At 61.1% G+C, this 15068-nt stretch carries 12 protein-coding genes and 1 other RNA gene; all 13 read left to right on the top strand.

What is annotated here, in order from left to right; genetic code table 11:
- The first annotated feature begins 51 nt into the window (after positions 1-51).
- The 13 genes from ASF70_RS16310 (at position 52) to murC (ending at position 15067) form a co-directional block, all read left to right on the top strand.
- A complete protein-coding gene (locus tag ASF70_RS16310) occupies positions 52-1242 on the top strand; it encodes an FAD-dependent oxidoreductase (protein WP_062581110.1) in 1191 nt (396 codons plus the stop codon).
- 42 nt (positions 1243-1284) lie between these two features.
- An RNA gene (gene rnpB, locus ASF70_RS16305) (RNase P RNA component class A) lies at positions 1285-1731 on the top strand.
- 443 nt (positions 1732-2174) lie between these two features.
- The gene (gene mraZ / locus ASF70_RS16300; protein WP_062457964.1) at positions 2175-2609 is read left to right on the top strand and encodes a division/cell wall cluster transcriptional repressor MraZ; all 435 of its coding nucleotides are present in this window, start codon (positions 2175-2177) and stop codon (positions 2607-2609) included.
- 14 nt (positions 2610-2623) lie between these two features.
- Positions 2624-3649 (top strand): 16S rRNA (cytosine(1402)-N(4))-methyltransferase RsmH, encoded by a 1026-nt coding sequence (gene rsmH / locus ASF70_RS16295; RefSeq protein ID WP_062456153.1) that lies wholly within the window; start codon positions 2624-2626, stop codon positions 3647-3649.
- Between the two features lie 3 nt (positions 3650-3652).
- The gene (locus ASF70_RS16290) at positions 3653-4120 is read left to right on the top strand and encodes a hypothetical protein (RefSeq protein WP_062581108.1); all 468 of its coding nucleotides are present in this window, start codon (positions 3653-3655) and stop codon (positions 4118-4120) included.
- On the top strand, positions 4120-5868 hold the full coding sequence (locus tag ASF70_RS16285; RefSeq protein WP_062581106.1) for a penicillin-binding protein 2: 1749 nt from the start codon (positions 4120-4122) through the stop codon (positions 5866-5868). Before ASF70_RS16290 ends, ASF70_RS16285 begins: the two co-directional genes overlap by 1 nt.
- A 59-nt stretch (positions 5869-5927) precedes the next feature.
- The gene (locus ASF70_RS16280; protein WP_062456161.1) at positions 5928-7400 is read left to right on the top strand and encodes a UDP-N-acetylmuramoyl-L-alanyl-D-glutamate--2,6-diaminopimelate ligase; all 1473 of its coding nucleotides are present in this window, start codon (positions 5928-5930) and stop codon (positions 7398-7400) included.
- Entirely contained in the window at positions 7397-8830 is a 1434-nt protein-coding gene (locus tag ASF70_RS16275; protein ID WP_062581105.1) for a UDP-N-acetylmuramoylalanyl-D-glutamyl-2,6-diaminopimelate--D-alanyl-D-alanine ligase, read from the top strand. The genes ASF70_RS16280 and ASF70_RS16275 overlap by 4 nt, the downstream gene beginning before the upstream one ends.
- Positions 8831-8860: 30 nt before the next feature.
- On the top strand, positions 8861-9964 hold the full coding sequence (gene mraY / locus ASF70_RS16270) for a phospho-N-acetylmuramoyl-pentapeptide-transferase (protein ID WP_062456167.1): 1104 nt from the start codon (positions 8861-8863) through the stop codon (positions 9962-9964).
- Positions 9965-9968: 4 nt separating this feature from the next.
- Positions 9969-11375 (top strand): UDP-N-acetylmuramoyl-L-alanine--D-glutamate ligase, encoded by a 1407-nt coding sequence (gene murD, locus ASF70_RS16265; RefSeq protein WP_062581103.1) that lies wholly within the window; start codon positions 9969-9971, stop codon positions 11373-11375.
- Positions 11376-11377: 2 nt separating this feature from the next.
- Complete coding sequence (gene ftsW / locus ASF70_RS16260; RefSeq protein ID WP_062456173.1) at positions 11378-12532, top strand: putative lipid II flippase FtsW; 1155 nt, start codon at positions 11378-11380, stop codon at positions 12530-12532.
- A gap of 4 nt (positions 12533-12536) precedes the next feature.
- The gene (gene murG / locus ASF70_RS16255) at positions 12537-13661 is read left to right on the top strand and encodes an undecaprenyldiphospho-muramoylpentapeptide beta-N-acetylglucosaminyltransferase (protein WP_062581100.1); all 1125 of its coding nucleotides are present in this window, start codon (positions 12537-12539) and stop codon (positions 13659-13661) included.
- Positions 13658-15067 carry a UDP-N-acetylmuramate--L-alanine ligase gene (murC, locus tag ASF70_RS16250; RefSeq protein WP_062581099.1) on the top strand — a complete coding sequence of 470 codons (1410 nt, stop codon included), beginning with the start codon at positions 13658-13660 and terminating at the stop codon, positions 15065-15067. The genes murG and murC overlap by 4 nt, the downstream gene beginning before the upstream one ends.
- Position 15068: the final 1 nt, after the last annotated feature.

Here is a 15068-nt window from a genome sequence, read left to right as displayed (position 1 = left end):
AACTGCCTGAAAAGAGCGGCAATTCGAGCTAGGGAATCGAAAGGACAGGGCATGGCGGCGCGGTTCAAATACATCATCATTGGAAGCGGCATGATGGGGGCGGCAGCGGCCCGGCATCTTTCCAAATGGACCGATGGTGTGGCGTTGATCGGGCCCGGAGAGCCGGACGATTACCAGCGGCATGACGGCGTGTTCGCGAGCCATTACGACGAGGCGCGCATCACCCGGACGATCGATCAGGATCCCGTCTGGGCCCGCCTCGCCAATCGTTCGATCGAACGCTACGGCGAGATCGCGTCCGAAAGCGGTATCGATTTCTACTCGGAAGTGGGCTGTCTGATGGTCGGGCCTGGGCGCGCCGGGCAGCCATCCTATGTCGGTCGCGTGCTCGATGCCGCCGGGCGGCTCGGGGTCGAGACCGAAACGCTGGGGCATGATGCGCTTTCGAAGCGGTTTTCGTATTTCGCCTTTCAGGATGGCGCCGAAGGCGTCTGGGAGGAGAAGCGGGCGGGTCATATCAATCCGCGCCGGCTGGTGAAGGCGCAAGTCATGCTTGCGGAGCGGCAGGGTGCCACGCTGATTGCCGAGACCGTTTCGGCTGTTCGTCAGGACGGGGCGATCGTGACCGTGACGACGGCGGAAGGGCGCAGTTACACGGCCGACAAGGTGCTTGTGGCGGCAGGCGGCTTTTCCATCAACGAGGCACTTGTCGGCGCTCGTCTCGATCTCTCAGTCTATGCAAGGACCATCGCGTTCTACGAGGTCGGCGAGGGGGCGATGGAGGAGCTGAAGGCCATGCCATCGCTGATCTGGAAATGGAACGAGGAGGATGACGGGATCTACCTTCTGCCTCCGGTCCGTTATCGTGATGGCAAAACCTATGTGAAGATCGGCGGCGATCCGGACGATCTTCTGCTGCCGTCAGAGCCCGAGATACGGGACTGGTTCAAGAGCGGCGGACGCGAGACGACCCGGCGCCACCTGACCGACGTGATGGAACGGCTGATGCCGAGGCTCGATCTGTCGCGATCTTCCATGGCAGCCTGCGTCACGTCTTTCACGCCGAACAACTATCCGGCCATCGCCATGACGGCGTCCGACCGGATCGGTGTTCTGACCGGCGGTTGTGGCGCTGCCGCCAAGAGTTCCGACGAGATAGGCCGGCTCGGCGCCGAACTGATCTTTAACGGGTCGATCATCGACGATGGCTATCCGGTCGATTTCCATGCGGAATACCGGTAGGCCTATGGCCTTATCCGCGCATCTCGGCTAAGAGCCGCGCGACCAGTTGGCCGGGCAGCCGCACTTTACCAATGCCGAAAGGCGGTAGGGTGAGGAAAGTCCGGGCTCCACGGAAACACGGTGCCGGATAACGTCCGGCGGGGGCGACCCTAGGGACAGTGCCACAGAAAGGAAACCGCCCCGCTTTCTGATCGACCGGATGACGCATTGCGGCAAGGGTCGATGAGATAGCGGGGTAAGGGTGAAAGGGTGGGGTAAGAGCCCACCGCGCGACCGGTAACGGAAGCGGCATGGTAAACCCCACCGGGAGCAAGACCGAATAGGGATGACGCGGGACGTGCGCAAGTACGTCTACAGCCTGTTTCCGGGCCAGTCATCCGGGTGGGTTGCGCGAGGCGACGTGTAAACGGCGTCCCAGATGAATGGCTGCCACGTTCCGGTGTTCGCACCGGGGCCATACAGAACCCGGCTTACAGGCCAACTGGTCACTACTCTCTTCTGATTCGTCAATTGTGCCCGTCCCCGACGGGGCAATCTGACATGCAAATTGCCCAATTTCGGTGCCGCTTTTTATATGAGCAGGCCGGAAAGCGCCTTGCGTTTCCGGCTCTTAGCAACTGTCAAAATATCACTTGCGAAGGGTCGCAAAGGCAGTTTCTCCAAAGCGCTCAATAACCCTTTGTTAAACTTAACAGCTTATAAATAAATCCGAACATGGAGGAGCTTGCAGGGCCTCTCCCATTGACGCCCATATGGTCCCATGGTATCCCAAATTCGCACTGCACAAGGGCATTTTGCCCATCAAATCAAGAGTTTCGATCTCGCAATCGGGCAAGCATCTGCTTATCCGCACGGATCTCCCTTGTTTGAATCTAAGCAGTCTGGCGGGACGTTTCCCGTGTCTTTTGCGAACGGGGCGGGTGTTTGTTGCGATGAGCCGCTTCCTGTCGAATGCGACGAACAGGATCGATACGAAGGGGCGGGTCTCTGTGCCTGCCGGCTTTCGCGCGGTTCTTTCCGAGCGCGGAATTCAGGAGCTCTACTGCCTCCAGGATTTCATCTATCCGGCGATCAGCGTCGGCGGTCCGGATCTGCTCGATCGCTACGAGCGGCAGATTGCGTCCGTCGATCCGTTTTCACCGGACGCCAACAGGATGTCGCTGCTGATTCACGGCGGCGGTGTCTTCATGAGGCTCGATGCGGAAGGCCGGCTGATGGTCTCGGATTTCATCCGGGATTTCACGGGTATCAGCTCGGAAGTCACTTTCGTCGGGCGTTCGGATCATTTTCAGCTTTGGCAGCCGCAAGCATTTCACGAGGCGCAGGCGGCAGCACGGGAGGGACGTTTGAGTTCACGTCCCGCATAGTACAGGAGAGCGGGATGTCGGCGAATCCAGGCGAAGGTCAAACTGAGCCCGAAGGCGGACCGGTTCGCCATATTCCAGTTCTTCTGCACCAAGTGGTGGAGGCGCTTCAGCCTCTTCCTGGTAAGGTCATCCTTGATGGCACCTTCGGGGCGGGCGGTTATTCGTCCGCCCTGCTGGCTGCCGGTGCTGACGTCATTGGCCTTGATCGCGATCCTTCCGCAATCGCCAATGGGCAGGCTCTTGTTGCCGCGCATGCAGGTCGCCTCTCTCTCATTCATTCACAGTTCTCGCAGCTTGCCGATCATGCGCCGGAAGGCGGGCTCGATGGCGTCGTGCTCGATATCGGCGTGTCCTCGATGCAGATCGATGAGGCCGAGCGCGGCTTCTCGTTCCAGCGCAACGGTCCCCTCGACATGCGCATGTCGAGCAATGGCGTATCGGCGGCTGATGTCGTCAATCGCGCCAAGGTCGGCGATCTCATCCGCATCTTCGGCTTTCTCGGCGAAGAAAAGCATTCCGGTCGTATCGCACGTGCCATCGAAAAGCGCCGCGTGACCGAGCCCTTCCGCACGACGCGCGATCTCGTCAATCTCATCGAGAGCGTCAATCCGCGTAAAGCCAAGGACAAGATCCATCCGTCGACGCGTGTTTTCCAGGCGCTGCGCATTTTCGTCAACGACGAACTCGGCGAGCTGGCACAGGCGCTGTTTGCCGCCGAGCAGGCCTTGAAGCCCGGTGGCCGGCTCGTGGTCGTCACCTTCCATTCGCTGGAAGACCGGATCGTCAAGCAGTTCTTCGCCGATCGCTCGTCCAAGACCTCCGGCTCCAGGCATCTGCCGATGGTTGCGGTGAAGGAAGCGATCTTCGATCCGCTCGGCAAGGCGATGGTGGCGGCAAGCGAGGAGGAGGCAGAGATCAATCCGCGCGCCCGTTCCGCCAAGCTGCGCGCCGGTATCCGCACCGAAGCAAAATCGCGTGGCTCCGACATGTCGATCTTCGACCTGCCGAGCCTCGCAAGCCTTTCGACATTGGGGGTCTGACGGATGTTGAGAAGCTTCGATCTCGTGCTGATCGGCGTCATGACGGCAACGGCTGTCGTGACCTATTCGATCAAGCATCGCGCCGATGAGAAACTTGAAGAGGTCCGGCGTCTCGAAACCGAGATCAGGCTCGAGAAAGATACGATCGATCTCTTGAGGGCCGACTGGGCGCTTCTAACCCAGCCGAACCGTCTTCACCGGCTGATCGGCGTCTATGGCACCGAGCTCGGCCTTGGCGCGACCGATACGACGCAACTCGCCATGCCCAAGGAATTGCCGATGATGAAGTCGCGTCTGCCGCAGCCCGAGACCACCATCGAGGACATCATTTCCGGCAAGGACAGTGAAGTCGCAGCGGCGCTGAAGGGCGTCGAGGCTGCAAAGTCCCGACCGCCTTCGAAAATACCGGTGCCCAAAAACCGTGGTGCTTCTTCTCTTGATGTTCATTCAACCGGATCGGTGAGACGCTGATGTCCTTCCTGTCACGAATCATGGTTTTGAAGAGCAGGGCGCATTTTTCGGCCGGGGGCCGTGGCCGCCCATCGATGCGCGGCGCGTCGTTCGAAGGTACGCGCAAGCGCAAGTCCGCCCAGGCGAAAAACCGCGTCGGCCTCCTGATCGCCGGCTTTGTCGCGTTCTACGGCGTCATCGGCGGACGTCTCGTGCAATACGGCTTTGCGATGCCTGAGGTGACGTCGAGCATTCTGCCGGCAGACCGGTTCATGGCGTCGCGCCCGGATATTGTCGACCGCAACGGCGAGGTGCTGGCCACCGACATCCGCACCGTCTCGCTGTTTGCCGAGCCGCACAAGATCGTCGACGCCGACGAGGTGATCGAAAAGCTCGCGACCGTGCTGAACGATCTCGACGTGAAGGGCACCTATACGAAGCTTCGCTCCAATTCGCATTTCCAGTGGCTGCGTCGCCAGCTGACCCCGAAGCAGCAGAGCCAGATTCTGGCGCTCGGCATCCCGGGCATCGGTTTCCGGCCTGAGAAGCGCCGTTTCTATCCCGGTGGCAGAACTGCTGCGCATCTCGTTGGTTACGTCAATATCGACAACCGCGGCGTCGCCGGAATGGAACGCTACATCGATTCCCAGGGTCTGGCGGACCTTGCGGCCGTCGGCATGACCTCCGATCAGCCGCTTGAGCCGGTCAAGTTGTCGATCGATCTGCGCGTCCAGGCAATCGTTCAGCAGGTCGTTGCCGAATCGATCGGCAAATACTCGGCGATCGGTGCTGGCGCCGTCGTCATCGACGTTCACACCGGTGAAATCCTCGGCATGGCATCGGCACCGGATTTCGATCCGAACGACCCGAATGGCGTGGACGCTGAAAAGGGCTGGATGAACCGCATGTCGAACAGCACGTTCGAAATGGGCTCCACCTTCAAATCCTTCACGCTCGCCATGGGTCTCGATGACGGCAAGATGAACCTGCAGAGCTCGTTCGATGCGCGCTTCCCGATCCGCATCGGCGGTTTCACCATCAAGGACTTCCATGGCAAGGGGCGCGTGTTGAGCGTTCCGGAAATCTTCCAGTATTCTTCGAACATCGGCACGGCGAAGATCGCCGACATGGTCGGCATTGCGGGACACAAGGACTTCCTGACGCGGCTTGGACTTCTTAGCCGGATGAAGACCGAACTGCCTGAAATCGCGATGCCAAGTCAGCCGCGTGAATGGAAGAAGATCAACTCCATCACCATCTCGTTCGGTCACGGCGTGTCGACAACGCCGCTACAGACGGCTGTTGCCGGTGCGGCACTGGTCAACGGCGGCAAGCTCGTTCCGCCGACATTCCTGCCCCGCACCCAGGCGCAGGCCGACGAGATCGCCACCCAGGTCATGAAGCCCACGACCAGCAAGGACATGCGCTTTCTGTTCGAATGGAACGGCATCAACGGATCGGGCCGCAATGCGCGCGTGGCCGGCTTCAATGTGGGCGGCAAGACCGGAACGGCGGACAAGGTCGTCAACGGCCGCTACGCCCACGACAAGAACTTCAACGCGTTTCTGTCTGCCTTCCCGATGGACAATCCGCGCTATGTCGTCCTGTCCTTCAGCGACGAGCCGAAGACCGACAAAGGCAATGGCGCCGCGCTCGCTGCGATGTCCGCAGCACCCATGGTCAAGGAGATTATCGCGCGGTCTGCTCCCATTCTCGGTGTAAAGCCAAAATTCGGCAATGACGGTTCTGCCCTGCTTGTGTCTTATTGAGGATCAAGAACGGGCCCTCGATTCGTGAGGGAGCCTGCTGTTAGATGGAAAGATTACCGATGAAACTGCGCGATCTTGCCGGAGACGATTTTCCGGAAGCGGCCGATATCCTGGCTGGACCAGCCGGTGATGTGGATATTCTCGGTCTTTCCTCCGACAGCCGGCAGATCGCCGAGGGCATGCTGTTTGCAGCTCTTGCCGGATCCAAGGCAGACGGTTCGCGCTTTGTCGACGATGCCGCCGCCAAGGGCGCGGTTGTCGCCATCGCGTCCCATCCGGCAGACAGCAGCATCCCGGTTGTGGTCGTGGACAATCCACGCCGCTTTCTAGCAATCGCTGCCGCTCGGCTGTATGGCGCTCAGCCGGAGACGATGGTTGCGGTAACAGGCACTGCCGGCAAGACTTCGGTTGCCTCTTTCACCCGGCAGATCTGGGCCTATGCCGGCCATGCGGCTGCACAGATCGGCACCACGGGCGTCGTCTCGCCTGATCGCAACGACTACGGCTCGCTGACCACGCCTGATCCCGTCGAGCTTCAGAAGCTGCTGGCGGAACTCGCGTCCGAAGGCGTCACCCACGCGGCGATGGAAGCGTCCAGCCACGGTCTCGACCAGAGCCGTCTCGACGGCGTCAAGCTGTCGGCTGTCGGTTTCACCAATCTTGGCCGCGACCATATGGACTACCATCCGACCGTCGAGAGCTACATGGCCGCCAAGATGCGGCTGTTCGATACGCTGGCACCTGCGGGCGCTCCGGCCGTGATCTTTGCTGACGACCGCTGGACTGAAACTGCGATCGAGGTGGCACTTGCTTCAGGCCTCAGCATCCGGACCGTCGGGCGCAAGGGCGGCTATCTCTGCCTGAAGCGTGTCGAACACTTCCGTCACAAGCAGACCGCGGAGATCCATGCGGACGGCAAGATCTATGAGGTCGATATCCCGCTCGCGGGCGACTTCCAGGTGGCCAATGCGCTGGTTGCCGCAGGACTTGCGATGTCGACCGGCGTTCCGGCCGCTGTTGCCATGGCAGCGCTTGAAAAGCTCGTCGGCGCATCCGGCCGGCTCGAGCTTGTCGGCCAGACGAAGGATGGCGCGCTTGCCTATGTGGATTACGCCCACAAGCCCGATGCGCTCGAGAACGTTCTGAGCTCCGTGCGTCCGTTCACCACCGGCCGCGTGGTCGTTGTGTTCGGCTGCGGCGGAGATCGCGACAAGGGCAAGCGTCCGATCATGGGAGAGATTGCCACCCGCCTTGCGGACGTGGTGATCGTCACCGACGACAATCCTCGCTCCGAGGAGCCGGCCACGATCCGCTCCGAGATCATGGCGGCAGCGCCGGGCGCGGAAGAGATCGCCGACAGGGCAAAGGCAATCCGTCACGCGGTCGGACTGCTCAAAACTGGCGATACGCTGATCGTTGCCGGCAAGGGGCATGAGGAAGGACAGACGGTTGGGGCAACGACATTGCCGTTCTCCGATCATGTCGAAGTGCGCAAGGCATTGCAGGACCTGGCGGAGGGCGTAGCATCGTGAGCTTTCTTTGGACCTCGCAGGAAATGGCCACCGTCATGGACGGCCGGCCGATCGGGCAGATGCCGGAAGGCGTCACCGGTCTTTCGATCGACAGCCGCGGAATCACCGAGGGTGAAGCGTTTTTCGCCATCAAGGGTGACCGGGTCGACGGGCATGACTATGCCAGCATGGCGATTGCCAACGGTGCATCGCTGATCGTCGTTTCAGAAGCGAAGCTGCCGGCAATGGGCCGTCTGACGATCCCGATGATCGTCGTCGAGGACGTGCTGGCCGCACTCGTCAAGCTCGGGATCGCGGCACGTGACCGCAGTCGCGCCCGTATCGTTGCCGTGACCGGTTCGGTCGGCAAGACGACGACCAAGGAAATGCTGCGCCATGCGCTTGCCCCGTCCGGCAAGGTGCATGCGGCCGTGGCCTCGTTCAACAATCACTGGGGCGTCCCGCTGACGCTCGCACGCATGCCGTCCGATACGGATTTCGGCGTGTTCGAGATCGGCATGAACCATGCCGACGAAATCCGGCCGCTGGTCAAAATGGTGCGCCCGCATGTGGCGATCATCACGACGATTGCTGCCGCCCATCTCGGGCATTTCAACAGTCTCGAAGAGATCGCGGCTGCCAAAGCCGAGATCCTTGAGGGTATCGAGCCCGGCGGGGCTGCCATCCTCAACCACGACAATGCACAGTTTGCGCTGCTGGAACAGAAAGCCCACGAGTTGGGCGTCAGCCATGTCATGACCTTCGGCCAGCATGCAAAGGCCGACTATCGCCTTGCCGATTTCGAGGGCAATGCCGAGAGCTCCGTTATCTGGGCCGTTCTCAATGGCGAGACGAAGGAGTTTGTGATCGGCGCACCTGGCCGCCACATCGCCGAAAATGCCATGGCAGTTTTAGGAGCGGCGCTCCTCCTCGGTGCCGAAATGGGCTCGGTGGGGCAGGCGCTGGCCGAACTCAAGGCCGTCAAGGGCAGGGGACAGCGCCATCGTCTCGGTATTGGCGAAGGCCATCTGACGCTGATCGACGAGAGCTACAACGCTAATCCTGCCTCCGTTCGGGCCGCGATCTCCCTGCTCGCAGCGACAGCACCGGAACTCACCGGTCGCCGCATTGCCGTCCTCGGCGACATGCTGGAAATGGGCGAGTTCTCGGCCCAGGTGCACGAAGAGCTGGGCGGGCCATTGCTCGCCTCCGGGATCGAGCACGTCTGGCTCGCCGGCAAGGAAATGGCCGCTCTGCGGGATGCGCTGCCTGATAGTGTCGACGTACAGTATTTCGAAACGACGGACGCACTGACTGAATACGTCGTGCGCTCCGTCATTCCCGGCGACGTGCTGATGGTGAAGTCGTCACTTGGGCTTGGTTTCGGCAAGATCGTTGCCGCGCTGCTTGACAACTACCCGGCTTTTTCCGACACGGACCGCCAACCTTAAGACGACGCGGCTTTTTTGAAAGGGCCCTTTATGCTGATCTGGCTCGTGGAACTGGCAGACAAGATTCAGTTCTTCAACCTGTTCCGATACATCACGTTCAGGACGGGAGCAGCGCTCTTCACCTCGGCGTTCATCGTCTTCATGTTCGGGCCACGGATGATCAATTCACTCCGAATCCGTCAGGGCAAGGGTCAGCCGATCCGCGCCGACGGACCGCAGACCCATTTCAAGAAGGCCGGTACGCCGACCATGGGCGGGCTGATGATTCTCGCCGGCATCGTCGGCGGATCGCTGCTCTGGGCCGATCTTTCCAACATCTACGTGGTCGCCACGCTGCTCGTGACGCTCGGATTCGGCGCGATCGGTTTTTATGACGACTATCTTAAGGTCACCAAGCAGACCGACAAGGGCTTTTCCGGCAAGGCGCGCCTCGGCATCGAGTTCCTCATCGCCGGCATCGCAGTGTTCTTCATGATGCGACTAGCGATGGTGACGGAGCCTGCGGGAAACCCGCATCTGGCAACCTCGGTCGCCTTTCCCTTCGCCAAGGATTTCCTGATCAATATCGGCTATTTCTTCATCCTGTTCGGTGGCTTCGTCATCGTCGGCGCCGGCAATGCGGTCAACCTGACTGACGGTCTCGACGGGTTGGCGATCGTGCCGGTCATGATTGCCGCCGCGTCGTTCGGGGTGATTGCCTATCTGGTCGGTAACGCCGTCTTTGCAGGCTATCTGCAGATCAATTTTGTCCCCGGAACCGGTGAGCTCGCCGTCATCATGGGCGCGGTGATCGGGGCTGGCCTCGGCTTTCTCTGGTTCAACGCCCCGCCGGCTGCGATCTTCATGGGCGATACCGGTTCGCTGGCACTCGGCGGCCTGATCGGTTCGGTTGCCGTCGCCACCAAGCACGAGATCGTCATGGCGATCATCGGCGGCCTGTTCGTGATGGAAACGATGTCCGTGATCATTCAGGTCGGCTTCTTCAAGATGACCGGCCGGCGTGTGTTCCTGATGGCGCCGATCCATCACCATTTCGAAAAGCTTGGCTGGACCGAAAGCCAGGTCGTGATCCGGTTCTGGATCATCGCCGTCGGCCTCGCCATGCTCGGCCTCTCGACCCTCAAGCTGCGGTGATCCGATGATCCCGGTCACGACGTTAAGCGGAAAACGTGTCGCACTATTCGGTCTCGGTGGTTCGGGGCTGGCGACCGCGCAGGCGCTGGTTGCCGGCGGTGCCACGGTTCTGGCCTGGGACGACAATCCTGACAGCGTCGCCAAGGCAAACGTTGCCGGCATCGAGACGGCGGACCTGAGAACCATCGACTGGAGCGCGCAGGCGGCCTTCGTCCTGTCTCCGGGTGTTCCGCTGACCCATCCAAAGCCGCATTGGAGCGCAGATCTGGGGCGTGCTGCCGGCGTCGAGATCATCGGCGATGTGGAGCTTTTCGTGCGCGAGCGCCGGGCGCATGCGCCGGATTGCCCGTTCATCGCCATCACCGGCACCAACGGCAAGTCGACCACGACGGCGCTGATTGCGCATATCCTGCGCTCAAGCGGGCGCGACACGCAACTGGGCGGCAATATCGGGACGGCGATCCTGACGCTCGATCCGCCGAAGGCCGAACGGTATTACGTCGTCGAATGCTCGTCCTACCAGATCGATCTGGCCCCGACGCTCAATCCCACGGCCGGCATATTGCTTAACCTCACGCCCGATCATCTCGACCGTCACGGCACGATGCAGCATTATGCCGACATCAAGGAGCGATTGGTTGCTGGGGCGAAGACCGCCGTCATCGGCGTCGACGACAGCTATTCGACGCTGATCGCCGACCGGGTCGAGCGCACAGGCGTCAAGGTTCGTCGCATTTCCAAGCGTAATGCGGTCGCCGATGGTATCTATGCCGAGACAACCCGCCTCATCGAGATGAATGGCGGCGTTTCGTCTGCGCTCGTCGACCTCGATGGCATCCCGACGTTGAAGGGCAGCCACAACGCTCAGAATGCGGCGGCGGCGATTGCTGCCTGCCTGGCGGTCGGCGTCTCTGCGGATGACATCCGCGCCGGTCTGCGGTCATTCCCGGGCCTCAAGCACCGCATGCAGCCGGTCGGGAGACGGGACCATGTTGTTTTCGTCAATGATTCGAAGGCAACGAACGCCGAAGCCGCGGCCCCTGCGCTTTCCAGCTATGAGCGGATCTACTGGATTGCGGGCGGTCTTCCCAAGGAAGGCGGCATCGCAAGCCTCGCACCACTCTTCCAGAATATAACAAAAGTCTATTTGATCGGAGAAGCAGCACCGGCATTCGCAGCAACTCTTGGAGACACGGTCCCTTACGAAATTTCGGGCACGCTCGAACGGGCCGTTACCCATGCAGCCGCAGATGCGGCAGCCGACACTGTTTCGTCGGCAGTGATGTTGTCGCCGGCATGCGCCAGCTTTGATCAGTTTAAGAATTTCGAAGTGCGCGGCGATGCGTTTGTCGCACTCGTCGCAGCTCTCGACAGTGTGGACATGCTGGTCGATACCGGAAAAGGAAACTGAATATGGTAAGCCGCGCAGACCGTGGACCGCTCGCAGACTGGTTCTGGACGATCGACCGTTTTTTCCTGGCGGCCTTTATCATGCTGATGGGCATCGGGTTCATGTTGTCGTTTGCGGCATCGCCAGCCGTTGCCCAGCGCATCGGTCTCTCAGACTTCCACTTCGTCGAACGCCATGCGGTTTTCCTCATTCCGTCACTCGCCATCATGATTGGCCTGTCGTTCCTGACCCCGCGTCAGGTACGAAGGACCGCAATCGTGCTTCTTGCTCTTTCGCTGGCCGCGATGGTTCTGGCGTTGTTCTTCGGCGTCGAGGTCAAGGGGGCGCGGCGCTGGATCGGTGTCGGCGCGCTGTCCATTCAGCCCTCCGAATTCATGAAGCCCGCCTTCGTGGTGGTCTGCGCCTGGCTGTTTTCAGAGCACGCACGGCAGCCTGAAATTCCGGGCAATCTCTTCGCCATCATCCTGTTCGGCATCGTCGCGGCCCTTCTTGTCGCGCAGCCCGACCTTGGGCAGACGATCCTGACCAGCATCGTGTGGGGCGGCATGTTCTTCATGGCCGGCATGCCGTGGCTCTGGATCGTTCTGCTCGGCGGTGTCGGTGTCGGCGGTCTTCTGGCGGCCTATTACATGCTGCCGCACGTGACGGCCCGTTTCGACAAGTTCCTGACCGGCGAAGGCGACCGCTTCCAGGTGGAAACCGCGCATGAGGCGATCGTGCGTGGCAACTGGTTCGGTCAGGGACCGGGCGAGGGCATCGTCAAGCGGATCCTGCCCGACAGTCACACCGACTTCGTGTTCTCCGTCGCGGCCGAGGAATTCGGCATCATCTTCTGCATGGCGCTCGTTGCAATCTTCGCCTTCATCGTGCTGCGCGGCCTCAAGCATGCCTTCAACGAGCGCAACGACTTCAACCGCTTTGCCGTCGCCGGTCTGGTGCTGCAGATCGGTATACAGTCGATGATCAACATCGGCGTCAATCTCGAGTTGATGCCGGCCAAGGGAATGACGCTTCCGTTGATCTCCTATGGCGGATCGTCGATGATCGCCATATGTGTGACAGCTGGTTTTATTCTGGCACTCACACGTCACCGGCCGGAACGGCGCGCGCAGGAACGCAGCTTGTTCCGCGTCGCGTCCGGAGTTCCCGCGGAGTAGGTATATGAGCAAGGGCATTATTCTGTTAGCCGCCGGGGGAACCGGCGGTCATCTTTTTCCTGCGGAAGCATTGGGTCACGAGCTGAAAGCACGGGGCTTTTCCGTGCATCTGGTGACCGACAGCCGCGCCGAGCGTTTTGCGGGCAAGTTTCCGGCTGATGAGATTCATGTCGTACCGTCGGCGACGTTCGGATCGAAAAATCCGATCGCGATGGCGCGGACTGCCTGGAAGCTCTGGACCGGTCTTCGCGCCGCGCGCAAGCTGATATCGCGTTTGCGGCCGATCGCGGTCGTCGGCTTCGGTGGCTATCCAACAGTCCCGCCATTGATGGCCTCGACCGGCATGGGTGTGCCGACGATCATCCACGAGCAAAATGCGGTGATGGGCCGCGCCAACAAGGCGCTGGCTTCGAGGGTGCAGGCGATCGCTGGCGGGTTTCTTCCCGAAACGACCGGCACATACGCGCCAAAGACCGTAACGACCGGCAATCCCGTGCGTCCCGCGGTTCTGGAAGCCGCAAACGTGCCCTACGTCGCGTCGCGGGGAACTGATCCGTTCCGGCTCGTCGTGTTCGGTGGTAGCCAGGGCGCTCAGTTCTTCTCGTCTGCCGTGCCCACAGCCTTGAGCCTTCTCGATCAATCCGAGCGGGACAGGCTGGTTGTTACACAGCAGGCACGCCCCGAGGATCAGGGCCGTGTCGGCTCGTGCTTCGGCAAGCTGAATTCAAAGGTAGAAATCTCGCCGTTCTTCCCCGATATGGCCGAGCGTCTTGCGGCGGCGCATCTCGTGGTGTGCCGCTCGGGTGCATCGACGGTATCGGAGATCTCGGTGATCGGCAGACCGGCCATTCTGGTGCCCTATCCCTATGCTCTGGATCACGACCAGGCGGCCAATGCGGCGGCGCTCGTTGCGACCGGCGGAGCCGAGGTCGTGGCGCAGTCCGAGCTTTCGCCGGAACGCCTCTCGGCGATGATATCGTCTGCCATGAATGAGCCGGAGCGGCTGGAACAGACGGCGGCAGCCGCCAAGCGGGCAGGTCGGCCCAATGCGGCGATCGCACTCGCAGACCTCGTCACCGCGGTTGCTGAACGTAAAAATATTGCAGAATTCAAGGGAGTACGGGCATGAAGATGCCGAAGGCTATTGGCCTCGTTCATTTCATCGGCATCGGCGGGATCGGCATGAGCGGTATCGCCGAAGTGCTGCACAATCTCGGCCACAACGTTCAGGGCTCCGACCAGGCCGATAGCGCCAACGTGCAGCGCCTGCGCGACAAGGGTATCCCGGTTTTCGTTGGCCATACCGCCGAAAACCTCGGCGATGCGGAAGTCGTGGTCGTTTCGACAGCGATCAAGAAGAACAACCCGGAACTGGTTGCTGCGCGCGAAAAATCGCTGCCGATCGTCCGGCGCGCGGAAATGCTGGCGGAACTGATGCGCTTCCGCAATGCGATCGCGATCGGCGGCACGCATGGCAAGACCACCACGACCTCGATGGTCGCGGCATTGCTCGAAGCCGGCAATCTCGATCCGACCGTCATCAACGGCGGCATCATCAACGCCTACGGCACCAACGCCCGCATGGGCGAGGGCGAGTGGATGGTGGTGGAAGCCGACGAATCGGACGGTACCTTCCTGAAGCTGCCGGCCGACGTCGCGGTTGTGACGAATATCGATCCCGAGCATCTGGACCACTACGGCAATTTTGACGCGGTGCGAGCGGCCTTCCGGCAATTCGTCGAGAACGTGCCCTTCTACGGCTTCGGCGTTCTCTGCCTCGATCACCCGGAAGTGCAGGCTCTGGTGGGCAAGATCGAGGACCGCAAGGTCGTGACCTACGGGGAGAACCCGCAGGCCGATGCGCGGTTTTCGAACATCCGCATGGAGGGTACCAAGTCGATCTTCGACGTGGAAATCCGTCGCCGTCGCACCGGTCGGATCTTCACCTTCAAGGATCTGGTGTTGCCGATGCCGGGCCGCCACAACATCTCCAACGCAACGGCTGCGATTGCCGTCGCAAACCGGCTCGGGATATCGGAAGAGAATATCCGCAAGGGTCTTGCGAATTTCTCCGGCGTCAAGCGCCGCTTCACCCTGACCGGCACTGTCGACGGCGTTTCCATCTTCGACGATTACGGTCACCATCCGGTCGAGATCAAGGCCGTGCTGAAGGCAGCGCGCGAGGCATGCCAGGGGCGTGTCATCGCCGTCCACCAGCCGCACCGTTTCTCCCGGTTGTCGAGCCTGTTTGACGATTTTGCGAATTGTTTTAACGATGCCGACAGTATCATCCTTGCGCCGGTGTATGCCGCGGGGGAAGATCCGATCGAAGGGGTCAATTCAGAATCGCTGGTGTCGCGGATCAAATCGAGCGGCCACCGCGACGCGCGTTACATGACCTCTCCGAGCGAACTGGCTTCGATCGTCTCCGGCATTGCGAAGCCGGGGGATTTCGTGGTGCTTCTGGGGGCAGGCAACATCACGCAATGGGCTGCGTCGTTGCCGAAGGAACTTGAGAGATTTTCGGGACAGTAGA

It is taken from the genome of Rhizobium sp. Leaf321 (genome assembly GCF_001423215.1).
Classification (GTDB): Bacteria; Pseudomonadota; Alphaproteobacteria; order Rhizobiales; family Rhizobiaceae; genus Neorhizobium; species Neorhizobium soli.
Note: the sequence above shows the minus strand (reverse complement) of the source record. Positions and strands in the feature narration are given on the sequence as shown.

What these genes read in the sequence shown, in the direction of transcription:
- rsmH (WP_062456153.1), top strand. Translation starts at nt 2,624, where the DNA reads ATGTCGGCGAATCCAGGCGAAGGTCAAACTGAGCCCGAAGGCGGACCG.
- murC (WP_062581099.1), top strand. Translation starts at nt 13,658, where the DNA reads ATGAAGATGCCGAAGGCTATTGGCCTCGTTCATTTCATCGGCATCGGC.
- mraY (WP_062456167.1), top strand. Translation starts at nt 8,861, where the DNA reads ATGCTGATCTGGCTCGTGGAACTGGCAGACAAGATTCAGTTCTTCAAC.
- murG (WP_062581100.1), top strand. Translation starts at nt 12,537, where the DNA reads ATGAGCAAGGGCATTATTCTGTTAGCCGCCGGGGGAACCGGCGGTCAT.
- ASF70_RS16285 (WP_062581106.1), top strand. Translation starts at nt 4,120, where the DNA reads ATGTCCTTCCTGTCACGAATCATGGTTTTGAAGAGCAGGGCGCATTTT.
- mraZ (WP_062457964.1), top strand. Translation starts at nt 2,175, where the DNA reads ATGAGCCGCTTCCTGTCGAATGCGACGAACAGGATCGATACGAAGGGG.
- ASF70_RS16290 (WP_062581108.1), top strand. Translation starts at nt 3,653, where the DNA reads ATGTTGAGAAGCTTCGATCTCGTGCTGATCGGCGTCATGACGGCAACG.
- ftsW (WP_062456173.1), top strand. Translation starts at nt 11,378, where the DNA reads ATGGTAAGCCGCGCAGACCGTGGACCGCTCGCAGACTGGTTCTGGACG.
- ASF70_RS16310 (WP_062581110.1), top strand. Translation starts at nt 52, where the DNA reads ATGGCGGCGCGGTTCAAATACATCATCATTGGAAGCGGCATGATGGGG.
- ASF70_RS16280 (WP_062456161.1), top strand. Translation starts at nt 5,928, where the DNA reads ATGAAACTGCGCGATCTTGCCGGAGACGATTTTCCGGAAGCGGCCGAT.
- murD (WP_062581103.1), top strand. Translation starts at nt 9,969, where the DNA reads ATGATCCCGGTCACGACGTTAAGCGGAAAACGTGTCGCACTATTCGGT.